The organism is Campylobacter lari subsp. lari, from assembly GCF_013372185.1.
Taxonomy (GTDB): Bacteria; Campylobacterota; Campylobacteria; order Campylobacterales; family Campylobacteraceae; genus Campylobacter_D; species Campylobacter_D lari.
This window is the reverse complement of record NZ_CP053830.1, coordinates 1160624-1177680: the sequence shown is the minus strand read 5'-3', so window position 1 is coordinate 1177680 and position 17057 is coordinate 1160624. Positions and strand designations below refer to the sequence as shown.

The window sequence follows — 17057 nt, the reverse complement described above, 5'->3', positions numbered from 1 at the left end:
TCCATGCTGCAAAATACATCTTCCTCTGAAGCATCTTCTAAACTTGGAGGGCAATTTATTAATTTATCAATAGGTGGAAGTACTTTTAATCAAAGAAAAATTATTTTAGATTATATATTAAAAAATAAACAAATTAAACGTATTATTTACTCTCTTGATGGATATAATATTAATCTAAAAATGCAAAGTAGAATGACTAATGACTTTAATTTTTTATATGATAATTCAAATTTAAATGATTTTAAAATTTATATTAATACTAGATTTATACTTTGCGCGCTTACATTCTCATTGAAAAGTAAGTGTATAGGAAAATCATCAGACATGGAAAATTTTGTTAAGTGGGGCTATAAAAATGATCAAAGAGAATTGTTTGGCGGGTTACATAAGTGGTTTAATGGAATACAACATCGTCATATACGAGAGGCTTTGGTTGGTATAATAAAGAGTGATTTTGATAAAACAGTGTTTTATAAAAAAGATCATGTGACTTTATCTTATAATTTTAGATATTTCCATGATAATTTGGTTGATGTTGTTAGAGTATATCCAAATGTGGAATTTAATTTTATAATTCCAACATATTCTAGAGCCTTTTATAAGATGAGAGGATATTCTAATTACTTTAAACAGAATTCTAAATTGTATTTGTATAATTATATAAATACAATAAAATGGTTTATAGCAACGACGCATAAATACCCAAATGTAAAAATTTATGGATTTGATAATCTGGATTATGCGGATAATTTGTCTAATTATAATGATCCAGTTCATTATGATATAGATATGAATTCAATGCAACTTGATGCTATTAAAAACCAAACAAATATTTTAACGCCTGAAAATATGGATGAGTATTTTAAAATCATGGAAGAAAAAATCAAAAATTATGATTTAAATCCTTTAATTGAACAAATAAAAGCAAGCGGTATTTTAGATAAATAGTGCTAAGAAAAGCTTTTTTGCATGAAAACCTCTTGCAAAAGCTTGATAAATGTGTTAAACTTAACAATCATTTTTAATCAAGGAGCTTTTTATGACTAAAGCAGATTTTATTTCTCAAGTTGCTCAAACTGCTGGGCTAACTAAAAAAGACGCAGGTGCAGCTACTGATGCAGTAATTGCTACTATCACTGATGTATTAGCTAAAGGTGATAGCATTAGCTTTATCGGTTTTGGTACATTTTCTGTAGCTGAAAGAGCTGCTAGAGAAGCTAGAGTACCAAGTACTGGCGCTACTATCAAAGTACCTGCTACTAAAGTTGCTAAATTTAAAGTAGGTAAAAACCTTAAAGATGCAGTTGCTGCTGCTAAAACTGCTAAAAAAGCTAAAAAATAATTTTTTGCGCAAAAGTTTCTAACTTTTGCGTTTTTCTTCATAGATTAAGTATTAATTTTCTTTTGATATTGTTTTAAAAAATTACAAGGAAAACAATGTCAGTTTATAATAATATTTTAGATTGTATAGGTAATACCCCGATTATTTCTTTAACAGAATTTGCTCCAAATCTTTATGCAAAATGTGAATATTTAAATCCAAGTCATTCTATAAAAGATAGGGCAGCTGTAGAGATGATAAAACAAGCTTTAGGTGAAGGTAAAATCAATCAAGAAACAACCATTATAGAAGCCACAAGTGGAAATACTGGCATAGCTTTAGCAATGATTTGTGCAAGCTTAAAATTAAAGCTTATTATCGCAATGCCTGAGTCTATGAGCATAGAGCGTAGAAAAATGATGAGTTTTTTTGGTGCAAAGTTAGAGCTTACTCAAGCAAGCAAAGGCATGCAAGGAGCGCTTGATAGAGCCAATGAGCTTTTGAGTGAAATTCCAAATTCATTTATGGTAAGTCAGTTTGAAAATATCAACAACAAAAACGCACATAGAAAAAATACTGCCTTAGAAATTTTAAAAGCTTTGCCTGATCTTGATATTTTTTTAGCAGGTTTTGGCACAGGTGGGACTATTAGCGGGGTAGGAGAAATTTTAAAAGAACACAATCCTAATATTAAAATCATAGCTTTAGAGCCTGCAGCTTCGCCACTTTTAAGTCAAAATACTGCTGCAAGCCATAAAATTCAAGGTATAGGCGCAAATTTTATCCCAAAAATTTTAAATCAAAAAATCATAGATGAGATAGTTTGTGTAAGCAATGAAGATGCTATAAATACAACTTTAGAACTTGGTAAAAATGGCATAATGGCAGGAATTTCAAGTGGTGCAAATGTTTATATGGCTAGAAAAATTGCTTTAGAAAACCCTGATAAAAAAGTTTTAACTATGTTAAATGATACAGCTGAGCGATATTTATCAACTGATTTATTTGCAAATTTATAATTTGGAGTATGTATGAGTCAAAATAATGAACATTTTGATTTAGATTTAGAAAGAGCTATACTTAGTTCTTGTATTTACAGCGAAGATTCTTTTTTTAGTATATCTTCTGATATTGAGATTAATGATTTTTCGCTCAAAGCTCATCAAGATATTTATAAAGCTATTTTAGCTTGCGTAAATGCTGGCGAGCCTATAAGTGCAAGTTTTATAAGAAAACACAAAAAAATAGATGAGCAAATTTTAGCAGAAGTTTTAGCCACTACTTCTATAGCAGATGTGAGCAAATACGCTTATGAGCTAAGAGAAAAGTCCATTAGACGCCAGCTTTTAAATTTTGCTTATACTATACCTACAAGGGTAAATGAAGATAAAAGTATTTCTCAAATTTCAGACGAAATAGGTAAAGAAATTTTTAATCTTACTAACCGAGTAAATTCTAATAGTATTAAAGATATGACTATGGTGATGTCTGAGCTTATGGATGAGTTTAAAAAGCAAAAAGAGGCTGAAAATAAAGATATTTTGGGACTTGATACAGGCTTTAGTGAGCTTAATAAAATGACAAAGGGTTTTAAACCTGGCGATCTTGTAATCATCGCTGCACGCCCTGGTATGGGAAAAACTACAATTTGTTTAAATTTTATAGAAAAAACACTAAGACAAAATAAAGGCGTTGTGATGTTTTCGCTAGAAATGCCTGCTACGCAAATCATGCAAAGATTAATCAGTGCAAAAACTTCCATTGCTTTGCAAAAAATTCTAATTGCTGATTTAAATGATGATGAGTGGAGTAGGGTGGGTGATGCCTGTAATGAATATGCGCAAAAAAATCTTTATATTTATGATAGTGGTTATGCTAGCATAGCTGATATTCGCTCAATTTTAAGAAAAATTAAAGCTCAAGATGAAAGCATTGAGCTTTGTGTGGTTGATTATATAGGGCTTATGATGAGTAATTCAGCTTTTAATGATAGGCATTTGCAAGTAAGCGAAATTTCAAGAGGCTTAAAACTTTTAGCAAGAGAATTAAATATGCCAGTTGTAGCACTTTCCCAACTTAATCGTTCATTAGAAAGCAGGGCAAATAAGCGTCCTATGCTTAGTGATTTAAGAGAAAGTGGCGCTATAGAACAAGATGCAGATACGATTTTGTTTGTATATAGAGATGAGGTTTATAGAGAGCAAGAAGAAAAAGAAAGAGAAAATAAAGCCAAAAATGAAGGTAAAACCTATGAGAGAAAATTTATGCCAAATCCTGTGCAAGAAAAGGCTGAGCTTATTATAGGTAAAAATAGAAATGGTCCTGTAGGGCATGTGGATTTGCTTTTTTTGAAAGAAAAATCGTGCTTTATTGAAGCTCCAAAAGAAGATTTTGTGGTTACAAACTTTGAAGGTTAATTCAAAGGATAACCATAATTTCTATGCATAAAAAGTTCTAAATCCCTAAAATCAATTTTTCCCATTAATTCTTCCACGAGTTGTTTATACACTATTTTTCCATCTTTAACTACAAAAGCTGCTCTTGCTAATAACCCTGCAAATATACTATTATTTATTAATACCCCATAGTTTATGCCAAAATCTTTAAATGCAAAATCACTTGCAGTTATAATGTTATCAACCCCTTCAGTGGCACAAAAACGATCCATAGCAAAAGGTAAATCCATGCTAATAATAATAACTTCAATATTTTTCATAGAAGCTAGTCTTTTATTAGTTTCTTTGGCTTGTTTTGAGCATACTGGCGTATCTAAGCTGGGCATGGTTAATAAAATTTGAGTTTTCCCAGGTGGTGCTATTTCTACTGGGGCAAGGTTTTTGGTTCTTAGAACCACCCTTGGAGCATTATCGCCAACTTCTAGTTCAACTCCTGCAAGTTCTATATTTTGATCTTTGTATGTAATGCTTGACATAGTTTTCCTTTTTATAATAAAATCATTTTTGCTAAAAGTAAAAAGCTAAAAAATCCCAAACCATCAGTAATTGCAGTGATCACTACGCTTGATCCTACCGCAGGATCGATTTTAAATTTTTTTAATGTTAATGGCACAAAAGAACCTACAAAGCCAGCTAAGGCTAGATTAATTAGCATTGATAAGGCTATAACAAGTCCTAAAAGAGCTGTTTTAAACCATATGAAAGCTATTATACTCATAATAATTGCAAAAATAAAGCCATTTAGTAAAGATATACCACTCTCTCTTAATATAACTTTTTTTGCATCTTTAAATTCTACTTCATTGAGTGAGAGTTTTCTAACTGTTACTGCTAAAGCTTGTGAGCCAGTATTTCCTCCCATAGAAGCTACTATAGGCATTAAAATCGCTAAAGCTACAAGTTTTTCTATTTCACCTGAAAAAAGACTAATGATATTAGCTGATATTAATGAGGTGGTAAGATTAATCATAAGCCAAAAAGCTCTAGCTTTAGCTGCTTTAAAAGCACTTTCTTCTTCAACATCTGCATCAACTCCAGCTAAGTTATAAATTTGTTCTGTTGCATTTTCTTGGATTAAATCATGGATATCATCATAAGTAATTCTACCCAAAAGCACTCCATCATCATTTATAACAGCCAAAACACTTAAATCATAATCTTCTACTATATCAATAGCCTTTTGTATATCTTCATGATCTTTTATGCTATAGCTTTTATATTTTTCGCTATTATTTTTAATAATATCTGCAAAACTTAGTTTAAAATCCCAAAGTAAAAGATCGCTTAGATTGATAGCATTACAAAGCTTTCCTTGGTTATCTATGATATAAACTTGAAAAATTTGATCTACTTGCCCTGAGTGTTTTAAAATTCTATATCTTTTTATAGCCTTTTCTATACTCTCATCAATAGAAGCTGTGAAAATTTCTGTTTGCATATAAGCACCAGCAGTATTTTCATCATAATTTTTAAGGCGTAAAATTTCTTCCTTATCTTCGGAACTTAAGCGGTTTAAAATAGCTAAAGTTTTTTGCGGATTTAGTTCTTCAAAACGCTTAATTAAGTCTGTTGCATCATCACTTTCAAGCTCTTCTACTGCTTTTGCAATCTTTATAATGCTTAAGTGTTCTAAAATATCTTCTAAGATATGTTCGGGTGTTATAGTAGCTATATTTGCAAGTGTGTAAGTATCAAAAGATTTAAGAGTTTGCAAATAAAGCTCTTCATTGTATCTTTTGATAGTCTTTAGGGCTTCATTGGTTTCATAGGTGCTTTGATCTTTGGAAATATTTTTTAAAAGTTCTTGTGCTTCTAAAAAATCATTCATCATCTCAAAGCTCCATAGAATTTTCTATATTTTGTTCTTTTGGTGGATTTTTATAGTTTTCATCAATGCTTTGCAAGCGATTTTCATACTCTTTTGCCATTTTTAAAAATTCCTCTTTATTTTTACCGCTTAGGCTTGATTTTGGAATTTTCACTATGGTTTCAGGATTAATTGCTTTGTTATTTAGATAAAGTCCAAAATGCAAATGCGGTCCAGTACTCATACCAGTAGAGCCTACATAAGCAATCACTTGGCCTTGTTTAACTTTTTGTCCGCGTTTGATTTTAGCAAAACGACTAAGATGAGCATATAAAGTCATATAGCCTGATACATGTTTTACTTGCACAACCTTACCATAACCACCTTTTGTTCCAACAAAGCTAATTGTTCCATCTCCTGCACTTTTAACCGGAGTGCCCGTTGGAGCAGCATAGTCAATACCCAAATGCGCTCTATATCGTTTTAATATAGGATGATATCTTGCTCTAGTAAAGCGATCTGAAATTCTTGTGTATTTAACAGGTTTGGTTAAAAAGAAATTTTCAAGTTCTTTTCCTTGGGCATTATAATAAGAATCTTTATATAAAAATACAGAATATTCTTTACCTCTAATATTAGCTAAAGCTGCTTGGATACTAATATCGCCAAAAAGTCTTCCTAGTCTTCTTTTTTGCTCATAAATTAATACTACACTATCGCCTTTTCTGACATTTTTAAAATTAACACTATTTTTAAAAGCTCTTACCATGGCTCTTGCTAAGGTTACACTGCCACTTTCATCATAAACATCTTGATAAGCTGAGTTGTTAATAGCTACACGGATAGTTCTTTTTTCTTTAGTATAAGAAATAGGGGTAAAACTCAATACGAATTTATTTTCTATATTTTTGTAAATATGAATTTGTAAATCATCGCTAATTGGGATTAAAACTTGCTCAAGTTCTCCTTGCTCATCTTTTAGCATTTGGTATTTAATGCCACTTGCAATTTCTGCGCTTAGTTCTTTATCTTCTCCATCAAGATTGTAATATAAATTAAGTGGTATAGAATGATCTTGCAAAAAATCAAGTAAAGTTTTGCCATTTTCCCAAGAAAGTTCTTCAACGCTTGAAATAGCAAAAAGTTTTATGGATATAAGTAAAGATATGAAAATTTTTTTCATGATAACCCAAAGCCTTCTAAAATTTAAACATAAATTTGTATTTTACTTAATTTTTCTTACAATTTTGTAAGGAAAAAACAATATAATTTATTTTTTACACTTTTTTAAGGAGTATAAATTGTCAAGAATTATCTTAATACTTTGTTGTTTTTTAGCATTTTTGCAAGCTAAAAATTTTGATTTAATACAAACAAAACTTGAAAAAGTAGATGATATTTATGGTTATATAAAAGATGATCCTAGGATTTTATTGCACTCAAGTGGTATAGTTGTACATGAAATTGATACACAAAAATCTATCATTGCAAGAGCTAGTGTGATAGGGCGTGAAGATGGTTTAGTTAAATTACAATTTAAAGTTTTTGATATGCTAGCTCAAGATGCCATGCCTTTACCAAATGTATTACCACAAGTAGGGGATAAAATAGTTTTAAATTATTTATACGATAGAGCTTTGATTATAGCTCCTGATAAAAATGTGTATGATTTTATAGCACAAAAATTAAATGGACTTTATTTTTTACATCCTGATTTATTTGGCGCACATATGATACAAGAATACCGCCAAACCCCAAGAAGATCAGATTTTAGATCTTTTTGTTCAAAAAATGCCGTTGGGCTTTTAGTAGTAGCTTTAGAAAATAAAGCTGAGATAGTTGATTGTCAAGACTTTGGCAAGATAAAAGAATTTAACATACCGCAAGCTCAAAGTTTACAGGTTCCATTTTATTCAAGAATTACAGGTTATAAAAGTGATATTTTTAGCTTAAATGATGAGGCTATTGGAAATTATTATGTATATTATGAAAAATTAATTAGCTTAACTAGAGAAAAATAATGCAAGAAATTCATCAAAAATTTTTTCAAGATCTTTTAGGGGTTGAAAATGCGCATTTTGATCCCATTCACAAAAGAGCATATAGTTATGATGCTACTAAAAAGCATTATTTGCCTGATGGAGTGCTTTTTCCAAGAGATGAAAATGATATTAGTCAAATTCTAAAATACTGCAATGAAAATAAAATCATCGTCATTCCTAGGGGCTCAGGTAGTGGATTTACTGGTGGAAGCTTAGCTATTAATGGCGGAGTGGTGCTAAGCTTTGAAAAACATATGAATAAAATTTTAGAAATTGATCTTGAAAATTTAGTCGCAGTAGTGCAGCCTGGTGTGATAAATGTGGCTTTACAAGAAAAAGTAAAAGAATATGGCTTATTTTATCCGCCTGATCCTGCTAGTATGGAGTATTCTTCTTTGGGGGGAAATGTAAGTGAAAATGCAGGGGGCATGAGGGCTGCAAAATATGGCATTACTAAAGATTATGTAATGGCTCTAAGAGCTGTTTTGCCTAATGGAGAAATCATTAGAGCGGGTAAAAAAACCATAAAAGATGTAGCGGGTTATAACCTAGCTGGAATTTTAATAGCAAGCGAGGGATCTTTGGCTGTACTTAGTGAGATTACTTTAAAACTAGTTGCTTTACCAAAGTTTAAAAAGACAGCTATGGGGATTTTTAACAGCATTGATGAGGCGATGAATGCAGTTTATAAAACTTTAGCTAAAGGTGTAACCCCTGTATCTATGGAATTTTTAGATCAATTAAGCATACAAGCATTAGAGCAAAAATTCCAAAAAGGCTTACCTATAGACGCGGGTGCGATTTTAATCGCTGATGTAGATGGTAATGTAGAAGAAGCTATTGAAGCAGATTTAAAAATCTTGCAAGAGAGTTTTTATGAATCTGGTGTAAGAGAGTTTAAAATAGCAAAAGATGAACAAGAAGCAGCTGATATTTGGTTTGCTAGAAGAAATTGTTCTCAAAGTATAGCAATGTATGGAAATTTAAAACTTAATGAAGATATTACAGTACCGCGTTCAAAACTGCCTGAGCTTTTAAAAGGCATAGCTGAAATTTCTAAGAAATATGGTTTTAAAATCCCTTGTTTTGGTCATACTGGTGATGGGAATGTGCATACTAATGTAATGGTCAGTGATAAAAACAATCCTGAATTAGTTAAAAAGGGTTACGAGGCTGTGGAAGAGGTGTTTAAGCTTACAGTCTCTTTAGGTGGGACTTTAAGCGGAGAGCATGGCATAGGCATTTCAAAAGCTCCTTTTATGAAACTTGCTTTTAGCGAAGCTGAAATGGACTTAATGAGAAATATCAAAAAAGCATTTGATCCAAATAATATACTCAATCCTTTCAAAATGGGACTTTGATGAGTTTTAAAAACTTATTTAAAATTCTTTTAGCTTTAAGAGATAAAGAAATTTTAAATTATGCTGCGGCTTTGAGTTTTTATACTATCTTATCTTTAATACCACTTTTGTTTTTGTGTTTTTGGGTTTTTACTCAAATTCCAAGTTTTGAAATGTATCAAGAAAGAATTAAAAATTTAATTTTTACTTTTTTAATCCCAACTCAACAAGAATTAATCATACAATACATCAATACCTTTTTAAAAAACAGCGTAAATTTAGGACTTATAGGACTTTTAGCTATGGCCTTGACTTCTTTGGCTTTTTTTTCAGGTTATGATTATGTGATTAATAAGCTTTTAGAAGAAGATTCTAAAAATCTTTGGCATAGTATAAGTTCTTATTGGACGCTAGCAACTTTAACTCCACTTGGACTTGGTGTGAGTTTTTATATTTCAGGTTTTATACAAAAAACCTTAGATGATTTTAATATTGCTTTAAATTTTTTTGAAATTTTACCTTATGTGATTATATGGGCATTGTTTTTTGTATCTTATTCAAGTTCAGTAAGCAAAAAAGGTGATTTAAAAGCCTTACTTATTAGTTCTTTTGGTGCTTCTGTAATTTGGTATATTTCTAAGATGATTTTTGTGTATTATGCTGTATATAATAAAACTTATTTAAATGTATATGGTTCTTTTTCTGTAATATTATTTTTCTTTTTGTGGATTTATATTTCTTGGATTATTTATCTTTTGGGATTAAAGGCTTATTTGCTTTTAAATCAAGAAAATAAAGGGAATAAGCCCAAGAGAAACTACAAAAAGAGCTAAGTATTTATTAAATATAGCGATTAAGGATAAAATTAAATAAATACAATAAAACACAAAAGGTATTGATAGATTAATTGCATGCATTTTAAACTCAAAAAAATGCATTAAATATAAATCTAATAAATTTCCATAAGAAAAAATATGCAAGATTAAAACCAAAGGATAAAATATCACAAAGGCTAAGCTTAAAGGTATAGCTAAAAATTGCTGAAAGCTAAGTAGAGGAAAAAAGTATAAGACAGGGATGATCATTGCTAAAAAAGTCCAGATATTTAGCAAAAAAACATGAGTAAAATTTGAAAATTGATCTTTAAAATGATGAAGATATAAATAAATATAAAAAACTCCCAAAATAGAAAATAAAAACCCAACACTAAAAAGAAGTTTTGGAAAAATGCTAATGCAAAATGCTATACTTAAAAATAAAAATTTAAAACTGAGTATTTTAATATTTTTACTAAATAAATAAAAAGCAAAAAGACTCATTAATAAAGCTCTTGTATAAGAAGGGCTAAAATCTATTAAAAATATATAAAAAATTAAAAGCAAGAAAGCAAAAATACTAATATCAAATTTTAAACTTCTATAAGGAAAATATCGTTTATGAAAAAAAGCGTATAAAGGAGCAAAAATCAAAAAGCAAAAGCTAAACAACAAGCCTAAATGATATCCGCTAATAGCAATTAAATGTGCAATATTGTAAAAATTTACATCATTTCTAAGTTCACTTGATACATTTTTTGCAAAAAATAAAGCCCCATAAAATTCTTTGACTTTTTCATTATGATGTTGATTTAAAAAATATTTTATTAAGGTATTTTCTTTTTGTGTTTTGGTTTTGTTAAAATCATAACTTGGCGCATAAAAGCTTTTACTAAGATAATCTTTAAAGTTAATATTTTTAGTGATAATTCTAAGATTTATCACATCATTTTTACTTAAATTTAGATCTTTAAAGCTAGTGGTGTAAAAAATAAAATCAGAATTTTTGAGTTTTAAAACTTGATATTTTTTACCTTTTTTATTAGTTTTTTCATAAGAAGATAAAACGATGTTATCTTTAAGTAATAAATGCTTAGTAAGTTTAAAATTTTGATATTTTTTATATTCATAAATGATATTTAAAGTAAAAATTGCTAAAAAACATAAAAATAAAATAAAAAATTCTCTATAGGTTTCTTTTATAGAGAATTTTAAATTCATTTTTTCTTAGAAAAGCGTGATAAATATAACCATATAATAAAAATTAAAGTGATTATAAAAACAGGAGCTATGTAAGGATAATTGGTAAATACTTCAAAAGCTTCTTTTAGGGTATTTCCAAAAATAAAACCAGCATAACCTAAAACAACAGCCCAAATCAAACTAGCTAAGGTATTGATGATAAAAAATCTTACAAAGCTAAATTTACAAAGACCTGCTGCTATAGGTACTATAGTTTTTACTCCATAAATAAATTTTTGCACCACTAAAAGCAAATCACCATATTTTTTGATTTTCATCATAGCAAGAGCGATTTTTCTTCTATGATTTTTAAAATAAGGCATTATGTCTTTTTTATAGTATTTTCCCAAGATAAACAACAAGGTTGAACCTATAGTATTAGCCAAAAAGGCTAAAAATATACATAAATGTAAATCAAGTTTAGTAGAACTTGCACAAAGCACTCCTGCAGCAAGTATAGCAACCATACCACCACCAAAAGAATAAAAAAATAAAATCAAATACCCATAAGTACTTAGATTATCTATCATTTCTTGCATGAAAAACCTTATCTTGCAAAATCAATAGCTCTAAGCTCTCTGATGACATTGACTTTTATTTCGCCAGGGTATTGAACTTTTTCTTGAATTTCCTCAGCTATTTCTTTAGCCAAAAGCACTGATTCATCATCATTAACTAATTTTGCATTAACAATAACTCTAATTTCTCTACCAGCATTAATTGCATATGCTTTTTTAACCCCTTCTTTGCTTTTTGCTATATCTTCAAGTTCACTCACTCTTTTTAAGAAGGCTTCTAAAACTTCGCGTCTTGCACCAGGTCTGGCTGCACTTAGCGTATCTGCTGTACAAACTGCGGCTGATTCTATGCTAAATGCTTCTTCATGCCCATGATGAGCATAAATAGCATTAATCACAACAGGATGTTCTTTATATCTTTTGCAAAGTTCGGCTCCTAAATCTACATGCGATCCTTCAAATTCATGCGTTAAAGCCTTGCCTATATCGTGTAAAATTCCAGCTCTTCTTGCTAATTTTTCATCCCCGCCGCACTCAGCTGCTATGATTCCAGCTAAATGTGCCACTTCTAAAGAATGCGCTAATGCATTCTGGCCATAACTTGCTCTATATCTTAATTTTCCTATTAATTTTACAATTTCAGGATGGATATTATTAAGTCCTAAATCCATTACTATAGTTTGACCTTCTTCTAAGATATTATCTTCAAATTCTTTACAAACTTTTTCATGAATTTCTTCTATTTTTGCAGGTTGGATTCTTCCATCTTCAACCAAAAGTTCTATTACCTTTGTAGCAATGGCACGCCTATAAAGATTAAAACAACTCACTATAATTGCTCCAGGTGTATCATCGATGATAATATCAACACCCAAAACCATTTCTAAGGTTTTAACATTTCTTCCCTCTTTGCCTATAATACGACCTTTTAGTTCATCATTTTTGATATTTACTACATTGATTAATCTCTCAGCAGCAAATTCCCCTGCAAATCTTGAAGTAGCTTGCGCTAAGATAAAATTAGCCTTTCTTTTGGCTTCATTTCTAGCTTCTTCTTCGTATTTTCTAACAATATGAGCAATCTCAGCTCTTGAGTTTTCTTCTACTTTTTGTAAAACTATATTTTTTGCTTCTTCTTGTGTAAGACCAGCTGAATGTTCAAGAATTTTTAACACCTCACTAAGCTTTGTTTCATAATTTTGTTTTAAATTTTCATTTTCCTCATGTAAGGCTTTTATAGTTTGTTGCTCTTTTGCTAATTTGTTTTTGTTTTCCTCATGAAGTTTTTCTTGATAATGAAGGTTTTGTTCTTTTTTATTAAGCTCTTCTAGCTTAATAGAATGCTCTTTTTGCAGTTTTTGAATTTTGTCATCAAATTTTTTCTTTGCTGTAAATTCAGCTTCAGCAACTGAATTTTTAGCATCTTTAAGTGTTAGTTCAGCTTCGTATTCAATGGCTTTTGCTTTTGCTTTTGCTTGCTCTAAAAAGATATTGAAATTTGCATCATTAATCTTTTTGGCGACTACATACCCAATCCCTCCGCCTATAAAAACGGCTATTAATGCGACTAATATTTCTATCATTGTTTTTAACTTTCCTAAAATATTTTTTATAAGGGTTTATATAAAAATTTCCTTTTATATCATGATCTTGGCTAAAAAATTGATCAGATTTTGCATCTATCATCTGCGTAAAAATAACCAAAGGTTTTTTATAAGAAATGCTTTCAAAAAACCTATCGTAAAAACCCTGACCATGACCGATTCTTCCTAACTTTGCATCTACGCCTATTACAGGGATAATCGCAACATCAATGCGAGTTTGCAAAAAAGAATCTTTTGGCTCATATACCCCAAAGCTCTTTTTTTCAAGAGCTAATCTTAATTTTACTACCTTTAAACTTTTATCTTGCATAAATGGAACGAAAATTTGATATTTTTTTGTTAGAAAATGCCTGAATTTATAAAGATTGATTTCATATTTTAAAGGGATATATATAAGGATATTTTTACAATTTTTGTATAAATTTAAAATTTTCTTTATTTCTTGAAAAACCAAAAAATCCCTTTTGTATTGATATTTTAATTTTAAATGCATTTTGGATTTTTGTTTTATTCTAAAATTGTTTTTTATCAAGGCTTTCCTTAAAGTTTTTAACTTTTTATGTTATACTTTTAAGCTTAAAAAATCATAAGGATAAGACTTGAAATTTAAAATTTTTTTAGTAATTTTTATTATGATATTTTTTACTTCGTGCTCTAGTGATAAAGAAAATTCTAGTACTGAAAATACAGACAATGCAAGTTTAACTCAAAGTGAAAATATTGATTTTACTTTGAAATTTTTAGATGGTAGAAAAATGTATGTGAAATATCATGAACAAGAATTTAGTTTTGATGATACAGCTAAAGCTAAGTTGTTTGTTTTTTTTACGACTTGGTGTGCACCTTGTAAGGCTCAAATTCCACATTTAAACAATCTAAATAAAAAATATCAAGATAGGTTTGAAGTAATAGCGCTTTTTTTGGAAGAGAATAAGGAGCAAGAAATATTAACTTTTATAGAAGATGAAAAAATGAAATTTCCAGTAGCTATAGGAGAGAGCAATTTTGCTTTTTCTAAGATACTAAGTGTTAGTGCTGTGCCAACAATGGTTTTGTTTAATGCAAAAGGCGAGAAGATTAAAGAGTATTTAGGGTTAATTCCTGAAGAAATGTTAGATATAGATATACAAAAAGCGATAATGTAATGTTGGGATTTTTAAAAAATGGTTTAAAAAAAACCTTAGAAAGTATTCATTTAGTTAAGGCCTCTAATAAGCTTGTTACTAAAGACTTGTTAGAAGAAATGCTTTTAGAAGCTGATGTGGCATATGAGATAGTTGAAGAAATTATTTATTACCTTCCTCCAAGTGATGAGGTTAAAAAAGCTGACTTAGAACGCGTTATGGGGACTTATTTTATCTATGATAAGCCAGAACTTGCTAATGCTAAGCCTTTTGTGGATTTAGTTTTAGGCGTAAATGGTGTAGGTAAAACTACAAGTATTGCCAAAATGGCACATTTGCATAAGGAAAATGGCGAAAAAGTTATATTGGGAGCTTGCGATACCTTTAGAGCAGGGGCAATCGAACAGCTGAAATTATGGGCGCAAAAGTTAGACATGGATATCATAGCTACTTCGCAAGGGCATGATCCTTCAGCAGTTGCATATGATGTTATTTCTAAAGCTTTGGCAAAAAACTATGACAGAGTTATTTTAGATACAGCAGGACGCTTGCAAAATCAAAAAAATCTTGCTAATGAACTTGAAAAAATTGTCCGTATAAGCAACAAAGCCATGCAAGGAGCTCCTCATAGAAAAATTCTTGTTCTTGATGGAACCCAAGGGGTGGCTGGAATTTTACAAGCTAAGGCTTTTAATGAACTTGTAAAGCTAGATGGTGTGGTAATTACAAAGCTTGATGGAACCGCAAAAGGTGGGGCTTTATTTAGCATAGCAAGAGAGCTTGAGCTTCCTATTTTGTATGTAGGAGTAGGGGAGAAAATGCAAGATTTGTGTGAGTTTAGCGTTAAAGATTATTTGGACGCTATATTGGAGCCTATTTTTAAATGAGTTTTTTATCAAAAAATTTAGCCGCATTCAATAATCCTTATTTATATAATAAATTAAAAGATATAAAAATAAATCAATTTCAAAAAATAGAAAATGGGGGGGGGTATATAGAGTTAAATTTTTTAAATATACAAACCAATACCCCAATTTATCAAAATCCAAATTTGCATTTGCAAGAAAAAATTTCTTTTTATAATGATAAATATCTTTTATATCCTATTTTGTATTTTTATGGTTTTGGCAATGGAATTTTATATAAAAGTTTATTGCAAAATCATCACTTAAAGCATATAGTTGTTTTTGAAGATGAACTTGAAATTTTATATTTAGCCTTTAATTTTATAGATTTTTCTCAAGAATTAAAAGAACAAAGACTTATAATTTTAAATAGTGATATTTCTGAGTTAGATTTAATGAATTTTTTTCAAACTCCCCCATTTTTTAATTTTTTAAGACTTTATGATTTGCATTTACATAATGAATATTATGAAATATACCATGAAAATATATTGAATTTAAATGAAAAAATTATCAATATTATAAGAAATGTAATTTTTTATCAGGGTAATGATATAAAAGATGCTTTACAAGGTTTAACACAATTTATTTATAATTTGCCTAAAATGATACAAAATCCACCTTTAAAAAATTTATGGTTAAAACAAAATAAAAAAGTAAAATCGGCTATTGTTGTTGCTGCGGGCCCATCTTTAAGTAAACAACTCCCTTTACTTAAACAATATCAAGATAAATTTAGTATATTTTGCGTTGATAGTGCTTATTCTATTTTAGCAAAAAACGACATTAAACCTGATTTTGTATTAGCAAGTGAAAGAACCAAGTTGGCTTCAAATCTAATACAACAAAACTATAAAAATATAGATGATAATATAGTATTTGTTTTATTGACTTTAGTCCATCCTTTGGCAATTGAATATTTAGAAAACACTGATAGAAAATTTTTGTTAATCCCATATCCTACTATATTTTTTGATAAATTGAATTTGTTTGATTTTGGAAAATCTCCATCAGGTGGAACTGTTGCTTACAATGCTTTGCAATTAGCGTGTGATTTTAATCATGAAAATATCATTTTGATAGGTCAAGATTTAGCATATGGCGAAGATGGTAGTTCGCATGCTAAAGATTATTTTTATGGTGAAAAATTTGTTAAAGAAAATACTGAACTTTATGTTGTATCTTATGGTGGAAAAAAACAAATTAAAACTAGATTTATGTGGAATACATTTAGACTCACTATACAAAATTATATAGCTAAGAAAAAAGGTTTTAAATTTTATAATGCTACAGAAGGTGGTGCTAGGATAGAAGGAACTATAGAAAAACCATTTAAAGAATGCTGCGAAGAGTTTTTAGATGAAAATTTAACAAAGCCTTTTGAAAAACCATCGGCATTAGATAAGAATGCTCAAGATGATTTACTATTGCAAAGTTATAAGATAATTAATGATAACTTAGAGTTTTGCAATCGATTTATTAAAGAATTTGAGTGCTATTTTGAAAATTTGATTCAAGCAGAAAGTAAAATTCAAAATTTAACAGCATTTAAAGATAAAAAAGAATTAATAATTAAAAGTATAAATGATTTAGATATTTATAAAACAAAGCTTGATGAGTATTGTAAAAGTTTTTTATACGAATTTATTAGACCTTTTTTGCAGCAATTTGAATTTAATTTAGCAAGAATTTATGTATTAAATCCTAAAAATGAAGAAGAATGGCTTGGTAAAAATATAATATGGATTAAAGATCATACGTTTTTATTTGAAGTTTTAATAGCAAATATTAAATTATTAAAAGAAGAGATTAAAAGCAATATAAATCCTTTAAAAGAAGAGCTTGTAAAAAGAAATTTAAAAGCTAATTAATATATAATTTTT

The 17057-nt window shown here is 29.3% G+C and carries 17 protein-coding genes; 10 read left to right on the top strand and 7 right to left on the bottom strand.

All coding sequences use genetic code 11. From position 1 onward, the window contains the following. Positions 1 to 3 precede the first annotated feature (3 nt). The 4 genes from CLLT_RS06180 to CLLT_RS06165 all read left to right on the top strand — a co-directional run bounded on the left by CLLT_RS06180 (position 4) and on the right by CLLT_RS06165 (position 3738). Positions 4 to 948 carry a hypothetical protein gene (locus CLLT_RS06180; protein WP_081352035.1) on the top strand — a complete coding sequence of 315 codons (945 nt, stop codon included), beginning with the start codon at positions 4 to 6 and terminating at the stop codon, positions 946 to 948. A gap of 91 nt (positions 949 to 1039) precedes the next feature. Next, entirely contained in the window at positions 1040 to 1342 is a 303-nt protein-coding gene (locus tag CLLT_RS06175; RefSeq protein WP_012661929.1) for an HU family DNA-binding protein, read from the top strand. Between the two features lie 95 nt (positions 1343 to 1437). Then, positions 1438 to 2340, top strand: a complete 903-nt coding sequence (cysK, locus tag CLLT_RS06170) for a cysteine synthase A (protein WP_074692661.1) — start codon at positions 1438 to 1440, stop codon at positions 2338 to 2340. A 12-nt stretch (positions 2341 to 2352) separates the two neighbouring features. After that, a complete protein-coding gene (locus tag CLLT_RS06165) occupies positions 2353 to 3738 on the top strand; it encodes a replicative DNA helicase (RefSeq protein ID WP_074692663.1) in 1386 nt (461 codons plus the stop codon). Here CLLT_RS06165 and tpx read toward each other — a convergent pair. Genes tpx through CLLT_RS06150 form a run of 3 tightly spaced genes read right to left on the bottom strand, consistent with a single transcriptional unit; the run spans position 3735 to position 6767 of the window. After that, the gene (tpx, locus tag CLLT_RS06160) at positions 3735 to 4253 is read right to left on the bottom strand and encodes a thiol peroxidase (protein ID WP_074692664.1); all 519 of its coding nucleotides are present in this window, start codon (positions 4251 to 4253) and stop codon (positions 3735 to 3737) included. The two genes, CLLT_RS06165 and tpx, sit on opposite strands and share 4 nt — an antisense overlap. Positions 4254 to 4264: 11 nt before the next feature. Beyond that, a complete protein-coding gene (gene mgtE / locus CLLT_RS06155) occupies positions 4265 to 5608 on the bottom strand; it encodes a magnesium transporter (protein WP_070256456.1) in 1344 nt (447 codons plus the stop codon). A gap of 1 nt (position 5609) precedes the next feature. Then, positions 5610 to 6767: a peptidoglycan DD-metalloendopeptidase family protein gene (locus tag CLLT_RS06150; RefSeq protein ID WP_070256459.1), complete on the bottom strand. Its 1158-nt coding sequence runs from the start codon at positions 6765 to 6767 to the stop codon at positions 5610 to 5612. A 127-nt stretch (positions 6768 to 6894) separates the two neighbouring features. Between CLLT_RS06150 and CLLT_RS06145 the strand changes: the two genes are divergently transcribed. From CLLT_RS06145 to CLLT_RS06135, 3 genes are read left to right on the top strand one after another with little or no spacing between them, the layout of a single operon-like run. Beyond that, a complete protein-coding gene (locus CLLT_RS06145) occupies positions 6895 to 7605 on the top strand; it encodes a plasminogen-binding N-terminal domain-containing protein (RefSeq protein ID WP_081352037.1) in 711 nt (236 codons plus the stop codon). Then, positions 7605 to 8987 carry an FAD-linked oxidase C-terminal domain-containing protein gene (locus CLLT_RS06140; protein WP_074692668.1) on the top strand — a complete coding sequence of 461 codons (1383 nt, stop codon included), beginning with the start codon at positions 7605 to 7607 and terminating at the stop codon, positions 8985 to 8987. Before CLLT_RS06145 ends, CLLT_RS06140 begins: the two co-directional genes overlap by 1 nt. Continuing rightward, positions 8987 to 9799 (top strand): YihY/virulence factor BrkB family protein, encoded by an 813-nt coding sequence (locus tag CLLT_RS06135; RefSeq protein WP_074692671.1) that lies wholly within the window; start codon positions 8987 to 8989, stop codon positions 9797 to 9799. The genes CLLT_RS06140 and CLLT_RS06135 overlap by 1 nt, the downstream gene beginning before the upstream one ends. On the opposite strand, the gene CLLT_RS06130 is transcribed toward CLLT_RS06135, so the two are convergent. Genes CLLT_RS06130 through CLLT_RS06115 form a run of 4 tightly spaced genes read right to left on the bottom strand, consistent with a single transcriptional unit; the run spans position 9746 to position 13677 of the window. Then, entirely contained in the window at positions 9746 to 11002 is a 1257-nt protein-coding gene (locus tag CLLT_RS06130) for a ComEC/Rec2 family competence protein (RefSeq protein ID WP_074692672.1), read from the bottom strand. The two genes, CLLT_RS06135 and CLLT_RS06130, sit on opposite strands and share 54 nt — an antisense overlap. Then, complete coding sequence (locus CLLT_RS06125; protein ID WP_074692674.1) at positions 10999 to 11562, bottom strand: DedA family protein; 564 nt, start codon at positions 11560 to 11562, stop codon at positions 10999 to 11001. Before CLLT_RS06125 ends, CLLT_RS06130 begins: the two co-directional genes overlap by 4 nt. An 8-nt stretch (positions 11563 to 11570) precedes the next feature. After that, positions 11571 to 13124 (bottom strand): ribonuclease Y, encoded by a 1554-nt coding sequence (gene rny, locus CLLT_RS06120; protein ID WP_070256465.1) that lies wholly within the window; start codon positions 13122 to 13124, stop codon positions 11571 to 11573. Beyond that, a complete protein-coding gene (locus tag CLLT_RS06115) occupies positions 13048 to 13677 on the bottom strand; it encodes a 5-formyltetrahydrofolate cyclo-ligase (protein ID WP_074692675.1) in 630 nt (209 codons plus the stop codon). The genes rny and CLLT_RS06115 overlap by 77 nt, the downstream gene beginning before the upstream one ends. A 67-nt stretch (positions 13678 to 13744) precedes the next feature. Between CLLT_RS06115 and CLLT_RS06110 the strand changes: the two genes are divergently transcribed. From CLLT_RS06110 to CLLT_RS06100, 3 genes are read left to right on the top strand one after another with little or no spacing between them, the layout of a single operon-like run. Further along, a complete protein-coding gene (locus CLLT_RS06110) occupies positions 13745 to 14290 on the top strand; it encodes a TlpA family protein disulfide reductase (protein ID WP_074692677.1) in 546 nt (181 codons plus the stop codon). Then, positions 14290 to 15156, top strand: a complete 867-nt coding sequence (gene ftsY / locus CLLT_RS06105; protein ID WP_074692678.1) for a signal recognition particle-docking protein FtsY — start codon at positions 14290 to 14292, stop codon at positions 15154 to 15156. The genes CLLT_RS06110 and ftsY overlap by 1 nt, the downstream gene beginning before the upstream one ends. Then, positions 15153 to 17045, top strand: coding sequence for a motility associated factor glycosyltransferase family protein (locus CLLT_RS06100; protein WP_074692680.1), 1893 nt, complete (start codon positions 15153 to 15155; stop codon positions 17043 to 17045). The genes ftsY and CLLT_RS06100 overlap by 4 nt, the downstream gene beginning before the upstream one ends. The last annotated feature ends 12 nt before the right edge of the window (positions 17046 to 17057 follow it).